This is a genomic window from Halorussus gelatinilyticus, from assembly GCF_023238445.1.
GTDB lineage: Archaea > Halobacteriota > Halobacteria > Halobacteriales > Haladaptataceae > Halorussus > Halorussus gelatinilyticus.
In genome coordinates this window covers 3,592,844-3,610,093 of record NZ_CP096658.1, presented here as the reverse complement: position 1 = coordinate 3,610,093, position 17,250 = coordinate 3,592,844, and the positions used below count along the sequence as shown (strand labels likewise).

General features: G+C 65.8%; 19 protein-coding genes and 1 tRNA gene. 14 read left to right on the top strand and 6 right to left on the bottom strand.

From position 1 onward, the window contains the following. Positions 1 to 27: 27 nt before the first annotated feature. Positions 28 to 101 (top strand) — tRNA-Thr (locus M0R88_RS18335). A 74-nt stretch (positions 102 to 175) separates the two neighbouring features. Here M0R88_RS18335 and M0R88_RS18330 read toward each other — a convergent pair. The 5 genes from M0R88_RS18330 to M0R88_RS18310 form a co-directional block, all read right to left on the bottom strand. Then, the gene (locus M0R88_RS18330; RefSeq protein WP_248654858.1) at positions 176 to 520 is read right to left on the bottom strand and encodes a DUF7344 domain-containing protein; all 345 of its coding nucleotides are present in this window, start codon (positions 518 to 520) and stop codon (positions 176 to 178) included. A 389-nt stretch (positions 521 to 909) separates the two neighbouring features. After that, positions 910 to 2,268, bottom strand: a complete 1,359-nt coding sequence (locus tag M0R88_RS18325) for an outer membrane protein assembly factor BamB family protein (protein WP_248654857.1) — start codon at positions 2,266 to 2,268, stop codon at positions 910 to 912. A gap of 93 nt (positions 2,269 to 2,361) precedes the next feature. After that, positions 2,362 to 2,523, bottom strand: coding sequence for a hypothetical protein (locus tag M0R88_RS18320; RefSeq protein WP_248654856.1), 162 nt, complete (start codon positions 2,521 to 2,523; stop codon positions 2,362 to 2,364). A 120-nt stretch (positions 2,524 to 2,643) separates the two neighbouring features. Further along, entirely contained in the window at positions 2,644 to 3,498 is an 855-nt protein-coding gene (locus M0R88_RS18315) for a Rieske (2Fe-2S) protein (protein ID WP_248654855.1), read from the bottom strand. Positions 3,499 to 3,819: 321 nt separating this feature from the next. Beyond that, on the bottom strand, positions 3,820 to 4,044 hold the full coding sequence (locus tag M0R88_RS18310) for a TrmB family transcriptional regulator (RefSeq protein ID WP_248654854.1): 225 nt from the start codon (positions 4,042 to 4,044) through the stop codon (positions 3,820 to 3,822). A 237-nt stretch (positions 4,045 to 4,281) separates the two neighbouring features. Here M0R88_RS18310 and M0R88_RS18305 point away from each other — a divergent pair, with 237 nt between their 5' ends. Then, positions 4,282 to 4,941, top strand: a complete 660-nt coding sequence (locus tag M0R88_RS18305) for a DUF7500 family protein (protein WP_248654853.1) — start codon at positions 4,282 to 4,284, stop codon at positions 4,939 to 4,941. Between the two features lie 104 nt (positions 4,942 to 5,045). On the opposite strand, the gene M0R88_RS18300 is transcribed toward M0R88_RS18305, so the two are convergent. Next, positions 5,046 to 6,410: a hypothetical protein gene (locus M0R88_RS18300; RefSeq protein WP_248654852.1), complete on the bottom strand. Its 1,365-nt coding sequence runs from the start codon at positions 6,408 to 6,410 to the stop codon at positions 5,046 to 5,048. A gap of 156 nt (positions 6,411 to 6,566) precedes the next feature. Here M0R88_RS18300 and M0R88_RS18295 point away from each other — a divergent pair, with 156 nt between their 5' ends. From M0R88_RS18295 to arlH, 12 genes are all read left to right on the top strand, one after another. Continuing rightward, entirely contained in the window at positions 6,567 to 7,094 is a 528-nt protein-coding gene (locus tag M0R88_RS18295) for a chemotaxis protein CheW (RefSeq protein WP_248654851.1), read from the top strand. A 111-nt stretch (positions 7,095 to 7,205) separates the two neighbouring features. Next, the gene (gene cheY, locus M0R88_RS18290; protein WP_248654850.1) at positions 7,206 to 7,568 is read left to right on the top strand and encodes a chemotaxis protein CheY; all 363 of its coding nucleotides are present in this window, start codon (positions 7,206 to 7,208) and stop codon (positions 7,566 to 7,568) included. Then, on the top strand, positions 7,565 to 8,605 hold the full coding sequence (gene cheB / locus M0R88_RS18285) for a chemotaxis-specific protein-glutamate methyltransferase CheB (RefSeq protein WP_248654849.1): 1,041 nt from the start codon (positions 7,565 to 7,567) through the stop codon (positions 8,603 to 8,605). The genes cheY and cheB overlap by 4 nt, the downstream gene beginning before the upstream one ends. A 6-nt stretch (positions 8,606 to 8,611) precedes the next feature. Continuing rightward, a complete protein-coding gene (locus tag M0R88_RS18280) occupies positions 8,612 to 10,783 on the top strand; it encodes a chemotaxis protein CheA (RefSeq protein ID WP_248654848.1) in 2,172 nt (723 codons plus the stop codon). 13 nt (positions 10,784 to 10,796) lie between these two features. Beyond that, on the top strand, positions 10,797 to 11,411 hold the full coding sequence (locus M0R88_RS18275; RefSeq protein WP_248654847.1) for a chemotaxis protein CheC: 615 nt from the start codon (positions 10,797 to 10,799) through the stop codon (positions 11,409 to 11,411). Positions 11,412 to 11,433: 22 nt separating this feature from the next. Beyond that, on the top strand, positions 11,434 to 12,606 hold the full coding sequence (locus M0R88_RS18270) for a chemotaxis protein CheC (protein ID WP_248654846.1): 1,173 nt from the start codon (positions 11,434 to 11,436) through the stop codon (positions 12,604 to 12,606). Continuing rightward, positions 12,606 to 13,115 carry a chemotaxis protein CheD gene (locus M0R88_RS18265; RefSeq protein WP_368409399.1) on the top strand — a complete coding sequence of 170 codons (510 nt, stop codon included), beginning with the start codon at positions 12,606 to 12,608 and terminating at the stop codon, positions 13,113 to 13,115. The genes M0R88_RS18270 and M0R88_RS18265 overlap by 1 nt, the downstream gene beginning before the upstream one ends. Continuing rightward, the gene (locus tag M0R88_RS18260) at positions 13,112 to 13,936 is read left to right on the top strand and encodes a CheR family methyltransferase (protein WP_248654844.1); all 825 of its coding nucleotides are present in this window, start codon (positions 13,112 to 13,114) and stop codon (positions 13,934 to 13,936) included. The genes M0R88_RS18265 and M0R88_RS18260 overlap by 4 nt, the downstream gene beginning before the upstream one ends. A gap of 122 nt (positions 13,937 to 14,058) precedes the next feature. Continuing rightward, on the top strand, positions 14,059 to 15,603 hold the full coding sequence (locus M0R88_RS18255) for a FlaD/FlaE family flagellar protein (RefSeq protein WP_248654843.1): 1,545 nt from the start codon (positions 14,059 to 14,061) through the stop codon (positions 15,601 to 15,603). Then, positions 15,587 to 16,036 (top strand): archaellum stator protein ArlF, encoded by a 450-nt coding sequence (gene arlF / locus M0R88_RS18250; protein ID WP_248654842.1) that lies wholly within the window; start codon positions 15,587 to 15,589, stop codon positions 16,034 to 16,036. Before M0R88_RS18255 ends, arlF begins: the two co-directional genes overlap by 17 nt. Continuing rightward, positions 16,037 to 16,486, top strand: a complete 450-nt coding sequence (arlG, locus tag M0R88_RS18245) for an archaellum stator protein ArlG (protein WP_248654841.1) — start codon at positions 16,037 to 16,039, stop codon at positions 16,484 to 16,486. Then, positions 16,483 to 17,247 carry an archaellum protein ArlH gene (gene arlH / locus M0R88_RS18240; RefSeq protein ID WP_248654840.1) on the top strand — a complete coding sequence of 255 codons (765 nt, stop codon included), beginning with the start codon at positions 16,483 to 16,485 and terminating at the stop codon, positions 17,245 to 17,247. Before arlG ends, arlH begins: the two co-directional genes overlap by 4 nt. Positions 17,248 to 17,250: the final 3 nt, after the last annotated feature.

Genomic DNA, 17,250 nt, shown 5'->3' with positions numbered 1-17,250 from the left:
TGCGCTACGGCGGTCCGTGACGAGCGCGCCAGGGGAGCTTGGGCGGTTCAAGCACCCGACTTGTAATCGGGAGTTCGTGGGTTCAAATCCCACCCCTGGCTTCCTGTCACTGGCAACGTCGCCAGCGACGGAATCGATTCTCTCGAACGTCCCACCGCGAAAAAGAGAAGCGAGTCTACGCGTAGAACGCGGTCAGTTGCTCGTCGAGGTCGCTCCGCGCGGTCGTCGGGGTGTGGTTCGACCCGTCGAGCCACGACGCGACCGCCGCTACTTTCGCGGTCGCAGTCACCGCCTCGTCGTCGTACGTCAGGACGCCAGCGTCGGCCAGACGCGGCAGGTGGTTGTGGTGGAGCGCGATGCGCAACCGACGTCGGGTCCGGTCGTCGTCCGGGCCAACGCCGCGCGCGAGGAGGCGCCTCGGCAGTCGTTCGCGGGGGACCGACCCTTCCTCGTCTAAGAGCGCGACGATGGCGCGTCGGTACTCGTTACTCAGTAAGTCGAACGCGGTTTCGAAGTCCATGGGTGGCGGAGCACGCGGGGGTCGCGTGCGCTGGTCGGTACGTCCCAAGCGAGGGTTATGAATCCTCGTGGTAGTTCCGACCGTTCGCGGCGACCGTCGCCCAGATGCCTCGGTCCCCACTTAATGTGAAACGGTCCGGGAGTCTGACGCCGGTTTACATGACTCCGGTACAATCGCCCGAATGGGCGGTGATAGACCGCCTCGACGTGCCGACTCGCGTGCCAGCGCCCACGTCGAAACCGCTCGAATCGACTCCCGCGAGATTCGATTCGGCCCGTGTCGCCGTCGGTCTGCCGGGCGCACTCTCCTCGCTCGGCGGACCCCGAACTCTCCGTTCGACCTGTATGCAATTTCTCGTTCCCGTCGAGACGACGGTCGAACGAGCGCGTCTACGCGCTTTTCTGCGTCGCGCCGTCGCCGTACGAGAGCGCCGCGACCCGGCCGTCGCCGTACATCACTAGAATCTCCGGCGCGGGGTCGTCGTCCACGTCGCCGAGCGTCGGGTTCGTCCAGATTGGCGTGTCGCGCTCGTACTCCGCGAGAATCTCGCCCGACTTCGGGTCCACGGTTGCCACTTTTCCGCCGTTCGACGCCGCGACGAGTTCGTCGTCGCCGTCGCCGTCCACGTCGCCGAGAACCGGCGGCGGCGTCATCTGCGCGTTGACCGTGGTCAGACTCGTGGACCACTCGACGGAGCCGTCGGTGGCGTCGATGGCGCGGAGGTCGCCGTCGCGGGCGGTCGCGTAGACCTCTGGCGTGCCGTCGTCGTCGCCGTCGCCGACCGCGTCAACCGCGGCGTAAGCGCCGAGCGACCGACGCCAGACCAGCGAGCCGTCGCCCTCGAACAGCGAGACGTTGCCGCCGGAGGTCGCGGTCACGAGTTCGGCGGGCGAGTCGTTGTCGGCCTGTCCCGTGGCGAACCACGTCACCGAGTCGCCCGCGCCGACCGAGCGGTTCCACGCGACTGTCCCGTCGTTTTCGAGCATCACGAGGCGGCCGCTGCCGAGCGCGACGGCCAACTCGGACGTGCCGTCCCCGTCGAAGTCCTCGACGTGCGGTTGGCCCCAGACGTAGTTCGCCGGGAGCTTGCGGGTCCAGACGGTCTCGCCGTCGGGTTCGACCACGAAGACGGTGCCGTGAACGTCCACGACGACGACTTCGGGGTCGCCGTCGCCCGTGAAGTTCGCCACGAGCGGCCGGGTGTAGCCGTACGCCGAGAGGTTGTGCTCGAACGAGCGCTCGCCGGTCGCCGGGTCGAACGCCGCGACGGTCTTCTCGGTGGAGGTCGCCAGCACCTCTCGGGTTCCGTCGCCGTTCAGGTCCGCGAGCGTCGGGTCGGCGATGGCGTGGATGGTGCAGTTCTCGGCGGGGACCTCGTAGCTCCACCGGGCCGCGCCCGACGCGCCGTCGAGCGCGACCAGCCCGCACCCTGCCGCGGCGTCCGACGCGGCGCTGGACTCGTCCGAGGCGGCGTCGCGGTGGTCGTGGTCGTGACCCCCGCCGCTCGGTGCCGCGCCGCTGATGGGTGCGAACACGAGCGACCGGTTGCCGACCTGCCCGCCGACCGCGACGTGGTGGTTCCCGGTGATGTTCCTGCCCGTGTCGCTGAGCCAGTTGGCGGCCAGCGCCGGTGTCTGGTCGGACTGGCCCCCGGCGTCGTCGGTCTGGGTGAGCGCGTAGGCTCCGGCCCCGGAGAGGACTGTGAGGGCGACGACGACCGCGAGCACGAGCGATTTGGTTCGGTTCATGATGCCGGTCGGGAGACGACCATCGGTCGGAACTCGGTGGCCCGTCGGGAAAAGCGTCGCTATCCGACGTCGTCTCGCGGAGCGACTGCTCCGCTACTGAAACTTTCCGACGTTCGAGAAGTCGTCGTCCTCGCAGGTCGAACACTGGTCTGGTTTCGAGATGAACACTGAGCCACAGCCCTCGCACTCGTAGAGGTCCGGACCGTCGTCTCGGGCGTCGCCGTCGTCGGAATTCGACTCGGGGGACCCCACCATTCGCCTGAGTCTGTCGAGGACTGTCGAGAGCATTCGCTTCAACGTTCGTGGATGCTTACCGCGGATATAAAACGTTTGTTGCCAGCTACTGGAACTGATAGGTTCGGTTCCCGATCCGCATCAGTCCTCCTCGGGTCGGGGGAGCGCGACGAACGAGACCTCCACGATGTTGTACGGGTCGTACACCGACTGGTGACACTGGCAGTAGATCTCGTTCTCGGCGTTGAACCGCGCGCTCGACCCGAGCGCCTTGTACCCCGGCACGCAACAGAAGTGGGTACACTTGTTCAGATTGGCGTAGAACCCTTGGTCGGTACTTGCCGAAATCCAGTCGCTGCCCTGGTCGGTCAACTCCTCGAACCGAGTGCTTCGGATTATCTGGACCGGCAACGTGCCCGAGGGCGGCACGTCCTGCGAGCGCCACGTCACCAGTGCGGGCTTGCCCAGTCCGTCCCGGCCGATGCCGTTGCCCCACGTCGCGTAGTCCTCGAAGTGTTCGACCTTGACTCGCTCGCCGGGTTCGACCTCCTCCTGTTGCCACTCGTAGGGCGGCGAACTCGCGTACCGGAAGAAGTTGTCCTGGTCCGCGTCGGGGTCCACGCCGGGGTACGTCTGGACGCCGCAGTACTGGAACCACTCGCTGGTGTACGTGATGCCGCCGAGTTCCATCCGGGCGACGGTTACCTCGCGGCCCTGCTCGGTTACCGTCTCGGGTTCGGGCCAGATGCCCTTCACGAACCCCTCGTCGTCTACTTCGATGGGAATCTGGGGCATCGCGCGCGGCGCTGGCCCGGCGATGTTCTCCGGACCGTAGTACTGCGTGATGCCGCCGCCGGCCCCGGTCGGCGAGGTCGTCGTGTCGATGCCCGCGGCGGCCACCGTTCCCAGTCCGGCGAGAGACGCGCTCCCGACGACGCCTTTGATGAACCGCCGCCGCCCGGACTCCGCGGGATACTTGTCGTCTGCCTCAGCCATCCGTCTCCCCCCGAACCGCGGTCGCGTTACTGTCGAACATTCGTAACCCCACAGTACCGCTGGGGCTTCTGTGACAAAAGACCTGTCGGGAGGGAGAATCGTCGCGTCGGGGATAGCGCCGCATTCGACGGACTCCGCTCGCGTTCCGCCCCGAGGCGGCTACCCGAAGTCGGGATGGCCGCTGTCTTTTTGGTGTTGCCGTGAGTTCCTTCGGCTATGGCTCTCTCGAAAGAAGAACGCGAACGCATCGAGCAGTTCGTCGCCACGCCGCGCTACCAGCGTACACCCGACCAACTCTGCCCGGAAGAGGAAGAAGAGTAGCTACTCGGCAACCGCGAACCGTCCGTCCCGCTTCTCCACGAGTTCCCGCTCACGAAGCGTCCGCAGGATGCTGTACAGCGTGATCTTCTTCACGCCGAGTCCCGTCTGAAGCTCGTCTATCGACGCTTCGCGGGTCTGCAGGAACAGGTAGACAAGTTTCGCGCGCGGCGACTCCAGTTCGGTCGGCAGTTCGTCGGTGTGTGTCGTCGGACGTTGAACGCTCATTTCGATGTTCGTGTCGAGAGCTTCGACGATAATAAATCCCGTCTACAACGATTGTCGAAAACTCGGCGGGTCGTAGCAAAAATTGCGTTCGCCGACGGAATCCGTCGCTCGAAACGGGAGTACGACGGCGAGTTCTCGGCGAACCGGGAAATCAGAGCGTCCGCGAGGGGTCGAATATCGGACCGCAAGCCGGGGTAGGCGGTGGGTTTATGTGAAACCGAACGGTACTCACTGCCAATGTGTCCGATGCCCGACGGCGGTCGGGACCCCGACGACCGGTCGCCCCTCGACTCCGCGGACCGGTCGCGCGACGACGGCGCACTCGCCCCCGACGAACTCGACATCGAGGACGAGGAGAACGTCGTCTCGCTCGACCCCGGCCGATACGTCATCGGCACCGACGAGCGACCGAACGTCCCCGACGGCAACGCCTCGCCCGACGGGTCGCAATCGGACGACGACGCCGCGGAGTCGGCCCCGGACGAGGAGTCGGCCGACGACGGCCGCGGTCGGCAATCGACCGCACCGGCGGACTCGGGCGCGGTGAAACGGCGACTCGAAGACGACCTCGACAGCGCGAGTTCGCGCTACGGGTTCCACGTCACCGCCAAGGCCGACGACGCCATCAGCCACCAGCAGATGTTCTCCGACGACGTGGGCACGGTGTTCGACGGTCTCCTGCGGTGGTACGCCCAGCAGTTGACCACCGAGACCGCCGTCGAGGACGTGCTGGGCATCCTGCTCACCGAGTCGAACGTCCGGGTTCGCTACTCGCCGTCCTGCCTGCAAGCGATTCTGGAGACCTACGACCTGAGCCCGGACGACTCCATCGCCGACTTCTTCGAGGCGGTTCAGGACGACCGCGGCATGGTGTTCCCGCCCGAGAACGTCGAGTAGGGGAACTGCCGAACCGCGCTTCGGCCGACCGCTCCCCGGCGCGCTCGGGCATCTATTCCCTCCGTTGAAGAACAGAGCACTGCCTCGAAGAAACGTAGAACGAGCTATTCTGCCGCCGGAGTCGGCCGGTCGTCGTCCGGCGACGCTCTGGCATCGCCGGACGACCCGGCAAGCGACGCGCCGACGACGAGCAACGGCGCGCCGACGGCGGCCACCACGCCAGCGTACACCGCGACGAACACGGCGACGAACGGGCCGAACCCGGTCGTCGGCGAGAGGAGCGACCCGAAGGGGAGCGTCGAGAGTGCGAACCCGACCGCCGCCGTCGCCACGGCCAGCCGTCGATTCCCACGGCCGAAGGCGTACCCCGCCGGGAGCAGGGCGAAGACGGCGACCAGTAGTGGGAAACTGCTCAGAAGCGAGTAGGTCAGTCCATTCCGGTCGAACGCCAGCGCCCCGACGAGCGTGGCTCCGGCCGCCAGCGCGACGCCGACCGCCCCGGCCGCGACGAGTCGCCAGTAGGTCGCCCGCGCTCGGACTGCGGGCCGCCGGAGAAGCGCTCCGAAGACGACCGCGGTCGCGCCGACGCCGAACAGCGGTGCGGCGGCCCCGCCCAGCAACGACAGACCGCCGCCCGCGAGGAGCGCCCCGGCGGTCAGCAGGACGCCGACGGCGGCGAGGACGGTCCCGACCGTCTCGCCGACGCGCGCGCCGAGTCCGTCCGACCGCGAGACGAACGTGCCGACCGACCCGACGAACAGACCGAATAGCGCGGTCGGGAACAGGACGACGGCGACGAGGTTGCTCCCGATTCGTGGCGCGACCAGCGCCCCGACCGACAGCAGACTCAGCAGCGGTCCGAGTGCGGTGTCTTCGGGGACGAACGTGACGAAGCCGCGGTCCTCGAAGTCGGTGAGAATCATCCGGCGGCCGTCGTCGGAGACGGTCGCGCCGGCGACCGTCCACCCGACTTCGGTCCGCTCGGGCGCGACGACGACGAGTCGGTCCGCGCCGAGTCCGTGGAGGTTCCAGTAGCCGTAGGCGTCGGTGAACTCGCCCGACCGGAGCGTCCCGCCGACCGACGCCTCGGCGAAGTCGGGTTCGCGGTAGCGGAGCGTCAGGACGCCCGCGGACGAGACGTTCGCGGCGACGAGTTCGGTGTCCCACATCGCGCGCTCGCCGATTTCGGCCCGGAGCGTGTCGTTCTCGCGTAGACGCTCCGTGCCCGCTCCGCCGGCGAGTCGATTGCGGACGACCCACGTCGCGGTGCCGTTCCGGGCGACCGAGACGGTGGCTGTGGACCGCTCGACGGTGACGGTGACGCCGTGGGCCGCGGCGGTCTCCTCGAAGGAGTCTCCGCAGGCGTCGCAGAGCGGTCGCGGCGGCGGCGCGGCGCTACCGGGGGCGACGACGCCGAGGGCCGAGCAGACGACGAGCGCGCAGACGACGAAGTGGAGGGCGCGAGTCATAGGTCGGTCGTTACGCTCTACTGATAAGTACGTTTTCACCTCGCATCGTCGCGCCGACGGTTCGCGGCGTCCACCGCCTCCGAGACCGATTATCAAATCCGAGAGGCGAGGCCGGGATTTATATGCTGGGGTTCGATTATCGAATCAGAGACTGCTATGGAGGTTCAGGAGACCAACGCTGGTGACGGGACCGACGAGACCGACTCGCCGGAGGTCGCCGAGGGACCGACGAGACAGGTCGTGGAGTTCCGCCTCGGCGAGGACTACTGCGCCATCGACATCGACGAGGTAGACAGCATCGTGGAGATAAAGAAAGTGACGCGCATCCCCCGGACGCCCGACTCCGTGGACGGCGTGATGGACCTGCGGGGCGAGACCACCGCCATCATCAACCCCCGGACGTTCCTCGGCATCGACGGCGACCAACCCGACGGCGACGAGCAGAACGTCCTCGTGTTGGACCGGGCCGACGACAAGCAAAAGATCGGCATCCGGGTAGACGAGGTGCTGGAGGTCACGACTTACCCCGAGAGCAAAATCGACACCGACGACGACCTCTCGGACCTCAAGACGCGGGGCATCCGCGAACAGGTCTCCCGAGGTATCATCCGCAAGCCCAACGGTGACGGACTCGACCTCGTGGTCTGGATCGACATCGACGCTATCATCGACCAGTTGAAATGAAAACGATTACCTCGCCCGGTCGAACGCGCGTCGCAGGGAGCATCAGTCGTGATAATCGGAGGGGAGAATTTATTTCACCCCGTTTCAAACCAACCGCTTGGTGACTATCGCATGGCTAAGAACGTACTCATCGTAGACGACTCGGAATTTATGCGGAATCTACTTCGGGAGATACTGGAAGAGGAGTTCGAAATCGCAGGCGAGGCCGAGAACGGCGTCGAGGCGGTCGAACTCTACGAGGAACACAGTCCGGACCTCGTGATGATGGACATCGTGATGCCCATCCGTGACGGTATCGAGGCGACCACCGAAATCAAGGACGCGAATCCCGACTCGAACATCATCATGTGTACCAGCATCGGGCAGGAAGAGAAGATGAAGGCCGCCATCAAGGCGGGTGCCGACGGCTACATCACCAAACCCTTCCAGAAACCTAGCGTGATGGACGCCATCGAAGACGTCGTCTCAGCATGACGCGAGCAGTCGTCGTGGACGACTCGCATTTCATGCGGACGGTCATCTCCGACATCCTCGAAGAGGGCGGCATCGAGGTCGTCGCGCAGGCCAGCGACGGCGAAGAGGGCGTCGAGGCCGTCGCCGACCACGACCCGGACGTGGTGACGATGGACGTGGAGATGCCCCGCATGAACGGCATCGAGGCCGTCGAGGAGATCATGGCGACGAATCCGACGCCGATTCTGATGCTGTCGGCCCACACCGAAGACGGTGCCGACGCGACGTTCGAGGCCTTGGAGAAGGGCGCGGTGGACTTCCTCGCCAAACCCGGCGGGGAGGTCTCGACCGAGATTTCGGCCCACGGCGACGCGCTGGTCGAGAAAGTCGAGTCGGCGACGCGGGCGGACCCCGCGTCGGTCGAGGACGTGGACACCGCCGATTCGGACACGCTCGATACGGACCACGGCTACGTCGAGAACCCGACGCTCGTCGTCGGGGCCTCGACGGGCGGCCCTCGCGTGGTCGAACGCGTGCTGTCGAGTCTCCCCAGAGCGGCCGACCTCCGGGTGCTGGTCGTCCAGCACATGCCCGACGGCTTCACTGGTCGGTTCGCCGACCGGTTGGACCGCCGGAGCGAGTACGACGTTCGGGAGGCCGAGGACGGCATCCGAATCGGCGGCGGCGAGGCCGTCGTGGCGAAGGGCGACTACCACATGGCGGTCGCCGGCTACGGCAACGGTCGCCTGCGCATCCGCCTGACGCAGGACGAACCGCTTCACGGCGTCCGCCCGGCCATCGACGTGACGATGGAGACCGCCGCCGAGAAGGTCGACGGGCCGCTGACCGGCGTCGTCCTCACCGGCATGGGGAGCGACGGCGCGGCGGGCATCGAGGCCATCAAGTCGGCAGGCGGGGCGACGCTCGCCCAAGACGAGGAGACCTCCTCGGTTTTCGGCATTCCGGCTCGCGCCATCGAGACCGGTTGCGTGGACGACGTGCGTTCGGCCGACGAGATTGGGAAGGCGATTCTCGACACGATACGCGATGGACGGTGAACGGAAATGGAAGACTACATTCAGGACTTCATACGTGAGAGCGAAGAGAACGTCACGGAGTTGAACAACTCCCTGCTCGAACTGGAAGACGACCCGAGCGACGAGGCCGCGATGGACTCGATTTTCCGGACGGCCCACACGCTGAAGGGGAACTTCGGCGCGATGGGTTTCCAGGACGCCAGCGACCTCGCGCACGCCATCGAGGACCTGCTGGACGAGATTCGGCAGGGCCGGATGGAGGTCACGCCCGAGGTCATGGACCTCGTGTTCGCCGGCGTGGACGAGATAGACCACGCGCTCGACCAGATCGAAGACGAGGGCGAGTCGGACATCGACCCCGACGACATCATCGCCGACATCCGGAGCGTCATCGACGGCGAGGACGACGCGGGCGGCGACGAGTCCGGGGAAACGACCGAACCCGAAGAGACGTCCGAGTCCGAGACCGAGGACGCGGGAACCGGCACGAGCCTCGCCGACGTTCCGGTCGAGGAACTCGACGACCCGGCCGCGCTCGCCGATGCCGACGGCGAAACGTTCCACGTGGACGTGGACATGGGCGACCCCGAAATGAAGGGCGTGGACGGGATGTTCGCTCTGGAAGGGCTCAGCGAGAACCTGGACCTGCTCGGGACCGTCCCCAACGTAGATGCCATCAACGACGGCGAGTACGACGACGGCTTCGACGCCTTCGTCGCGGCCGACGACCGAAGCGAGGTCGAGTCGGTCGTCGCCTCGACCGGCAAGATAGCCGGCGGGACCGTGACCGCGCTCGACGTGGACGAAATCGACGTGGCAAACGCGGGCGGTTCGAGCGACGAGTCGGACGAGGGCGCGGGGAGTCCCGACGAGTCGAGCGCGAGCGCCGAAGGCGAGACCGAAAGCGCGTCGGACGGCGCGGACGCCGACTCTGTAGACGAGACAGACGACACCGAGTTCACCGACGCCGACGTGGTGGAAACGACCGACTCGGCGGCCGAGGAACGGAGCGCCGACGAGAGTGATTCGTCGTCGGACGCCGATTCGACCGCCGAGGAGATAGAGGAGATTCAGTCGGTTCGCGTGGACGTGGACCAACTGGACGACCTCCACGGACAGGTCGAACAGCTCGTGACCAGCCGCATCAAGCTCCGGCGGTCGGTCGAGCAGGCGCAACTCGACAGCGCCGAGGACCACCTGGACGAGTTGGACAAGATCACCTCCAGCTTGCAGGACACCGTGATGGACATGCGGTTGGTCCCGCTCAAGAAGGTCGTCAACAAGTTCCCGCGCCTCGTCCGGGACCTCGCCCGAGAGCAGGAGAAGGAAGTGGACTTCCTGATGGAGGGGACCGACATCGAGTTGGACCGCACCATCTTGGACGAGATAAGCGACCCGCTGATGCACCTGTTGCGCAACGCGGTGGACCACGGCATCGAACCGCCCGAGGAACGCGAGGCCGCGGGCAAGCCCCGCGAGGGGACGATTCGGCTCCGCGGGTTCCGCGAGCGCGACCGCGTGACCATCGAGGTCGAGGACGACGGCGGCGGCATCGACGCCGATGCCATCCGGAACAAGGCAATCGAGAAGGGCGTCATGACCCGCGAGGAGGCCGAGGAGTTGAGCGAGGAGGAGGCCCAGAAGCTCGTCTTCCACGCCGGGTTCTCGACCAACGACGAGGTGACCGACGTGAGCGGTCGCGGCGTCGGGATGGACGTCGTACAGGACACCGTCTCGCGACTCGACGGCGAGATTCGCGTGGACAGCGCGCCCGGCGAGGGGACGACGTTCAGCCTCTCACTGCCGGTCACGGTCGCCATCGTGAAAGTGCTGTTCGTCCAGTCGGGCGACGAGGAGTACGGCATCCCCATCAAGAACGTGGACGAGATTCGCCGGATGGAGGAGGTCCAGACCGTCGAGGGCGAGGAGGTCGTCACCCACGACGACACGGTCTTCCCGCTCGTGCGCCTCGGCGACGCGCTGGACGTGCCCGGCGAGACCAAGAACGGCGACGGCATGCTGGTCCGGGTCAAGGAGTCCGAGCGCCAGGTCGCCATCCACTGCGACGCGGTGAGCCGCCAAGAAGAGGTCGTCGTCAAACCGTTCGAGGGCATCCTGTCGGGCATTCCCGGTCTGTCGGGTGCCGCGGTCCTCGGCGAGGGCGACGTCGTGACGATACTGGACGTGGAGACACTGTGAGAGGTGACGAGATATGAGCAGAGGTGAGGAACGAAACTTGCACATCGACATACGAAAGCTGAACCTGTTCAACCAGATGGCGAAGGAGGGGGCGAACACGGTCGCCAACCATCTGAACCAGATGACCGGCATGGAGACCGAGATGGAGATCACGAAGATCAACTTCCTCGACATCGAGGACATCAAGACTCACGTCGGTCACGAGAAGCAGGTCGGCACCCACATCGAACTCGTGGAACCGCCCCACGGCTACATCCTGTTCCTGTTCAGCGCGAGCAGCGCGAAGAAACTCGCCACCGGGATGCTTCCCGGTAGCGCCGACCCTTCCTCGAAGGGGTTCTCGGACATGGAGCGGTCGGCCGTCCAAGAGATCGGCAATATCATGACCAGCGGGTTCATCGACGGCTGGGCGAACGTGCTGGACACGACCATCGACATCTCGACCCCAAAGTTCACCTACGGCGCGGGGTCGAAGATGGTTGAGAACCTGGTCGGGGCGCGCCGCGACGAGATGGCACTCGTGTTTGACTCGCGCGTTCACGCCCGCGAGGCCGACGTGGAAGTGAAGGTGTACACCTTCCCCGAACTGGAAGAACTCGTGTCACTGATGCAGCAGATAAACATATGAGGCTCGGCCAGAGGTCCAACGCATGAACGTGGACGTCGAATCGCTCGGCACCTTCAACCGGACCGCACAGGTGGGCGCACGGCGAGCGGCCGAAAATCTCACCGGGATGACCGGCATCGAGACGGCGGTGGACGTGACCGAGGTGACGCTGGCCTCGGCCGACGACCTCGCGCGGGGCGACCGGCGGGTCGGCGTCGCCATCGACTTCGAGGGCGGCATCGACGGGACGAGTCTCCTGACCTTCTCGCCCGAGGGCGTCGAAGTCCTGTTGGACACGCTCCTGCCCGGCGAGGGCGTCGAAGAGAGCGCCGTCGCCGAGATCGGCAATATCGTGACCAGCGGGTTCGTGGAGGGATGGGCCGACCACCTCGACGCGATCATCGACATCTCTCCGCCGGCGTACGTCGAGGGGACCGGCGAAGAGGTGCTGGACGCGGCCGGATTCGAGCGCGACCGAGCGTTCGTCTTCCGGAGTCAGGTCGGCGCGGTCGGCAAGGAGTTGGACGTGGAGTTTCACATGTTCCCCGAGCGCGACTCGATGGAAGAGATGTTGTCGGGCGGCGACGACCCCGTCTCAGTCGAGAAGTTGGCGACGCTCCGCGAGATGGCCGAGGCCGGCGCGGCGACCGCTTCCGAGACGGTCTCGGCGATGACCGGCATCGGCACGGACGTCGATATTACGCATTTGAGCTTCGTCCCCATCGAAGACGTGCCAGCGGAGTTGGCCGACCGCCCGTACGTCGGGGTCGTCCTCCGGACCGAGGGCGCGCTCGGCGGGTACGTTCTCGTGCTGTTCGACGAGGCGTCGGCCCGCGAAGTGGCCGCGGCGCTCGTGCCTGGCACCGACGAGGTGACGACCTTCAACGAACAGGCCCAGTCCGCGATGAAGGAGATCGGCAACGTGATGACCAGCAGTTTCATCGACGGCTGGGCGAACGTCTTGGACGCGACCATCGACATCTCGCCGCCCCAGTTCGTCCACGACGCGGGTCCCGCGGTCGCCGAGTCGGTCGTCGCGCGCCTCGGACGCACTCAGTCGTTCGCGTTCCTCTTCGACGCGACGCTGCGAGCGGACGACCGGGAGTTCGACTGCGGAATCTACGCGCTCCCCGACGAGACCGACCTCCGGACCGCGCTAGAGGACATCGACCCGGACGCCACGGCCGAACGCAAGACGAAAGCGGGCACGCTATGATGACCGCCGAACGCCACTTCTTGGCCGACGACGTTCCCGACCGCGTGCGAGTCGGCGTGGCCGACCTCGCGGTCGCCACCGGCGAGACTAGAGTCACGACCAGCGGTCTCGGCTCCTGCGTCGGCGTCGCCGTGGCGGACCCGGAGTCGGGGGTCGCCGGACTGGCCCACGTCATGCTCCCGGACGCGACCGGCGACGACCGGGGGAAGCCGGCCAAGTCGGTCGAGGCCGGCGTCGAGCGACTGCTGGCCGAACTCGAAGCTGCGGGCGGCGACCCCGAGCGCGCCGAGGCCAAACTCGCGGGCGGAAGCAAGATGTTCGACTTCTCGGGCGTCAGCGAGGGCGTCGGCGAGCGGAACGTCGAGCGAACGCGGACGGCGCTCGGCGAACGCGACGTTCCCATCGTCGCCGAGGACGTGGGCGGCGACTACGGACGGTCGGTCGAGTTGATTCCCGAGACGTGGACGCTAACCGTGACCAGCACCCACAAGGGGGCCGAGGAGCTGTGACGTCCGACGACGAGGCCTTCGACCGGCTGTTGGAGTACGTCGAGGACGAACTCGGGTTCGCCACGAGCTACTACGACGACTCGTATCTCGACCGGCGGGTCTCCTCGCGGATGCGCCGGAGTGACACCGAGAGCTACGCCGCGTACCTCGACCTCCTGCAAAGCGACGAGAGCGAGCAGGAGGCCCTGCTGGACGCCTTCTCGGTCAACGTCACGAGCTTCTTCCGCAACCCCGAGGTCTGGGAGGAGGTCCGAAACGTCCTCCGGGCGCTCTCGGCCGAGCGCGACCGGATTCGGCTCTGGAGCGCGGCCTGTTCGGACGGCCGGGAACCCTACTCGCTGTCGATGCTCGCGCTGGACGACCCGGAGGTCAAGGACGGGAACGTCCGGATAACCGCGACCGACATCGACCGCGAGATTCTGGCGGCGGCCCGGCGGGGCGTCTACGAGAACACTCGGACGACCGACATCGGCGAGCAACTCGCGCCGCTGGACGAGTACGAGCGGTACGTCCGGCGCACGGACGACGAGTTCGCCGTGACCGACCCCGTCAAGGACCTCGTGTCGTTCGAGCGCCACGACCTCATCAACGGCGACCCGAAGTCGGACTTCGACCTCGTGGTGTGTCGTAATCTCTTCATCTACATCGACGCCGAGCACAAGCTTCCGATTCTGGAGACGGTCTCGAAGTCGCTCTCGGTGGGCGGCTACCTCGTCATCGGGAAGACCGAGACGCTCCCCGACACGCTCAAACCGGCCTTCGAACCGGTCGCTCGTCGCCTCCGTATATATAAGAAAGTAGATACTACATCAATCCGGTAGAAAACCCCGTGAAACGGGTTACAGTGCGTCCCTCGCGGCGTTTTGGGTCTCGGCGCTGGCGAGTATCAGAGCTGATAACTCAGGGGGAAGATTAATGTGGCGGAAGTTCGCTGTTGTCGATAATGAAACTTATCGGTCTCAGCGACCAGTTCGTCTACCTCCTCGGGACGGGCTTGGTCGGCATGGGAATCATGGACTTCATGGACGAAGAGGAGGGCGAGAGCGCCGACGCCGACGGCTCCGGCGGCGGTGGCGATGACGACCTCTTCGGCGACGGTATGGGCGGCGACGGTATGGGCGGCGACGGTATGGGCGGCGACGGCATGGGTGGCGAGATGGGCGGGGAGATGGACGACGACTTCGGCGGGATGGACGGCGGTATGGACGACGGCATGGGGATGGACGGGGAGATGGACGACTGGGCCGACGGGGGCGGCGACGACGAGTTCGCCATGGGCGGTGGCGGCGGCGGACCGACCCAGGAACTCGAAAACCGGATCGACGAACTCGAAAACGAGGTCGCCGAGATCTCATCGACGGTCGGGACGGTCCGGAGCGAGAACGAACAGATATCTTCGAAGGTGGACGAGACCGAGGAGAACGTCCGCAAACTCCTCGAAATCTACGAGATGGTCACCCGCGGCGTCAACCCGTTCGTGGACGACGTGCAACAGGGCGGGATGGGCGGTGGCGGCGGCAACTTCGGCGGCGAGGACGGTGGCGGCGGCTTCGGCCTGTTCGACGGCGAGGAGGAAGAAGAGGAGGAAGAAGACCTCAGCGAGGACGTGGCCGACGCCGAGGCCGAGAGCTTCTTCGACGACGACTTCGACGAGGAAGACGACTTCGAGGATGACGGTGACGAGCTCGGCGATGACTTCGAGGAGGAGGACGACTTCGAGGATGACGGTGACGAGCTCGGCGATGACTTCGAGGAGGAGGACGACTTCGAAGACGAGGCGGCCGACGACCTCGGCTTCGAATCGCCGGACGAGGCGTTAGACGACGAGGAGCCGATGATGGACGACGTAGACGACGGTGCCGGTGACGGCGACGGTGGACAGGCCGGTGGATCGACGTTCGAGGAACTCAAAGAGGAGTACGAGTCGGGCGACGCCGACTGGGCCGAAGACGGAGACGCCCCCGACGACGCCGAGGACGACCTCGCGGACCTCGACGACGCTCCCGAACCGGCGGTCGAGACCGACCCGGCCCCCGAGGACGGCGACTTCGAGTTCGAGGAACCGGCCGAGACCGAACCTGCCGAACCCGCCGAACCCGCGACGGCCGCGAACGCGAACGCGGGGCGGGGCGGCAAGCCGTACCTCGCACAGCTCCCCAGCGGCTACGTCTCGGACCTCGTGGTGATGGAGTGGTTGGAGTTCCTTGTGACCGAGTTCGGTCCCGAGGACGCGGTCCGGACCATCGAGTACTACAGCGACATCGGCTGGATAAGCGAGTCGGTCGAGGAGGAGCTGCTGGCGTTCGTAGGCGGGTTCGCCGACGTGGAATCGGTAGACACCGAGGAGACCGGTCCCGCGACGCTCGAAGTGGACGACCACATCCAGAGCCTCACCTTCCTGAGCCAACTGACCGGCGACGCGGTCCAGCGGAAAATCGTCGAACACTGCGCACAGATTCGAGGTGGGCGCGATGGGATTCAGCGTTAGTGGCGCGACCGTCGTTATCTTCCTCGGTCTCTTCATCAGCTTCGGAATCGCCTATTCGGCGGCGAACAACGGGATGGAGCGGGTCAACGACGCCTACGAGGAGAACACCGAGGACGCGCTCGCCCGACAGAACACCGCGATTGCCATCGGTAACGCGTCGGTCGCCAACGAAGGCGGAGACCTCTACTTGAACGTGACAGTCAACAACACGGGTTCCACGACGTTATCGACAGATGACACCGACATTCTTATAGATGGAAATTACACGAACCACACGAGTTCCAGAATGGAGACGTTCGAAGTGGTAGGAAGTGACGAGACCGACATCTGGTTGCCCGGCGAGACGTTCCGCTTCAACGTCTCGGTGGCCACTCGGCCAGACCGAGTGAAGGTCGTGACCGGACCTGGTGTCGCCGACTCGGAGGTGGTCTGAGTGGCGAGCGTTTCCACATCTCACCTCATCCTGTTCATCGCCAGTCTCATCATCGCCGCGAGCGTCGCGGGGACGTTCACGCAGGGCGTTCAGCGGCTCTCCTCGGCGCTCGGCGACCGGAGCATCGACCTGAGCGGCGACATCCGCACGGACATCTCCATCATCAGTGACCCCGCGAGCGGTGCGGTGTACAACTCGGCGGGCGAGGAGAACATCACGGTACTAGTGAAAAACACCGGGTCACGTCCACTCGAAGCCGAGAGTGACCAACTGGAAGTGATAGTGGACGGGAAATACCAGACGAGCATCGCCGTCACCGTCCTCGACGGGTCGGCGTGGCGCGTCGGCAACGTCGTGCGACTCGAAATCGACCAGTCGCTCTCGGGCGGTGACCACCGCGTGAAGATTATCGTCAACGGCGACGAGGAGGTGCTTCAGTTCAGAACATGAGTCAAGACAATCTCTACTCCCTCGGCCTCGAAGACCACGACCGATTGAATCACGAACTCGGCGGCGGCGTCCCCCGCGGTTCCATCGTCCTCATCGAGGGCGACTACGGGGCCGGAAAGTCGGCTATCAGCCAGCGGTTCAGTTACGGACTCTGCGAGACGGGCCACTCGGTTACCCTGCTCTCGACCGAACTGACCATCGGCGGGTTCATCGACCAGATGCACTCGCTGTCGTACGGCGTGGAGGACCACCTACTCGACGAACGCCTCCTCTTTCTCCACGCCGACGTGGACACCGGCGGCGGTCGCCTGACCGCACCCGCCGAGGACGAGGAGGGCAACCGAAAGGAACTGCTGAATCGGCTGATGAACGCGGAGGCCATGTGGCAGGCCGACGTCATCGTCATCGACACGTTCGACGCCATCCTCCGCAACGACCCCAAGTTCGAGGCGCTGATTCGCCAGAACGAGGAGCGCCAAGCCGCCCTCGAAATCATCTCGTTCTTCCGCGATTTGGTCTCGCAGGGGCAGGTCATCGTCCTCACGGTGGACCCTTCGACGGTGGACGAGGAGGCCATCGGGCCGTTCCGCGCCATCGCCGACGTGTTCATGGAACTCCAGATGGTCGAGGTCGGCAACGACGTGCGCCGCAACATCTCGGTCAAGCGCTTCGCCGGGATGGGCGAGCAGGTCGGCGACACCATCGGGTTCTCGGTGCGGGCCGACGCCGGAATCGTCATCGAAAGCCGTAGTGTCGCGTAACGA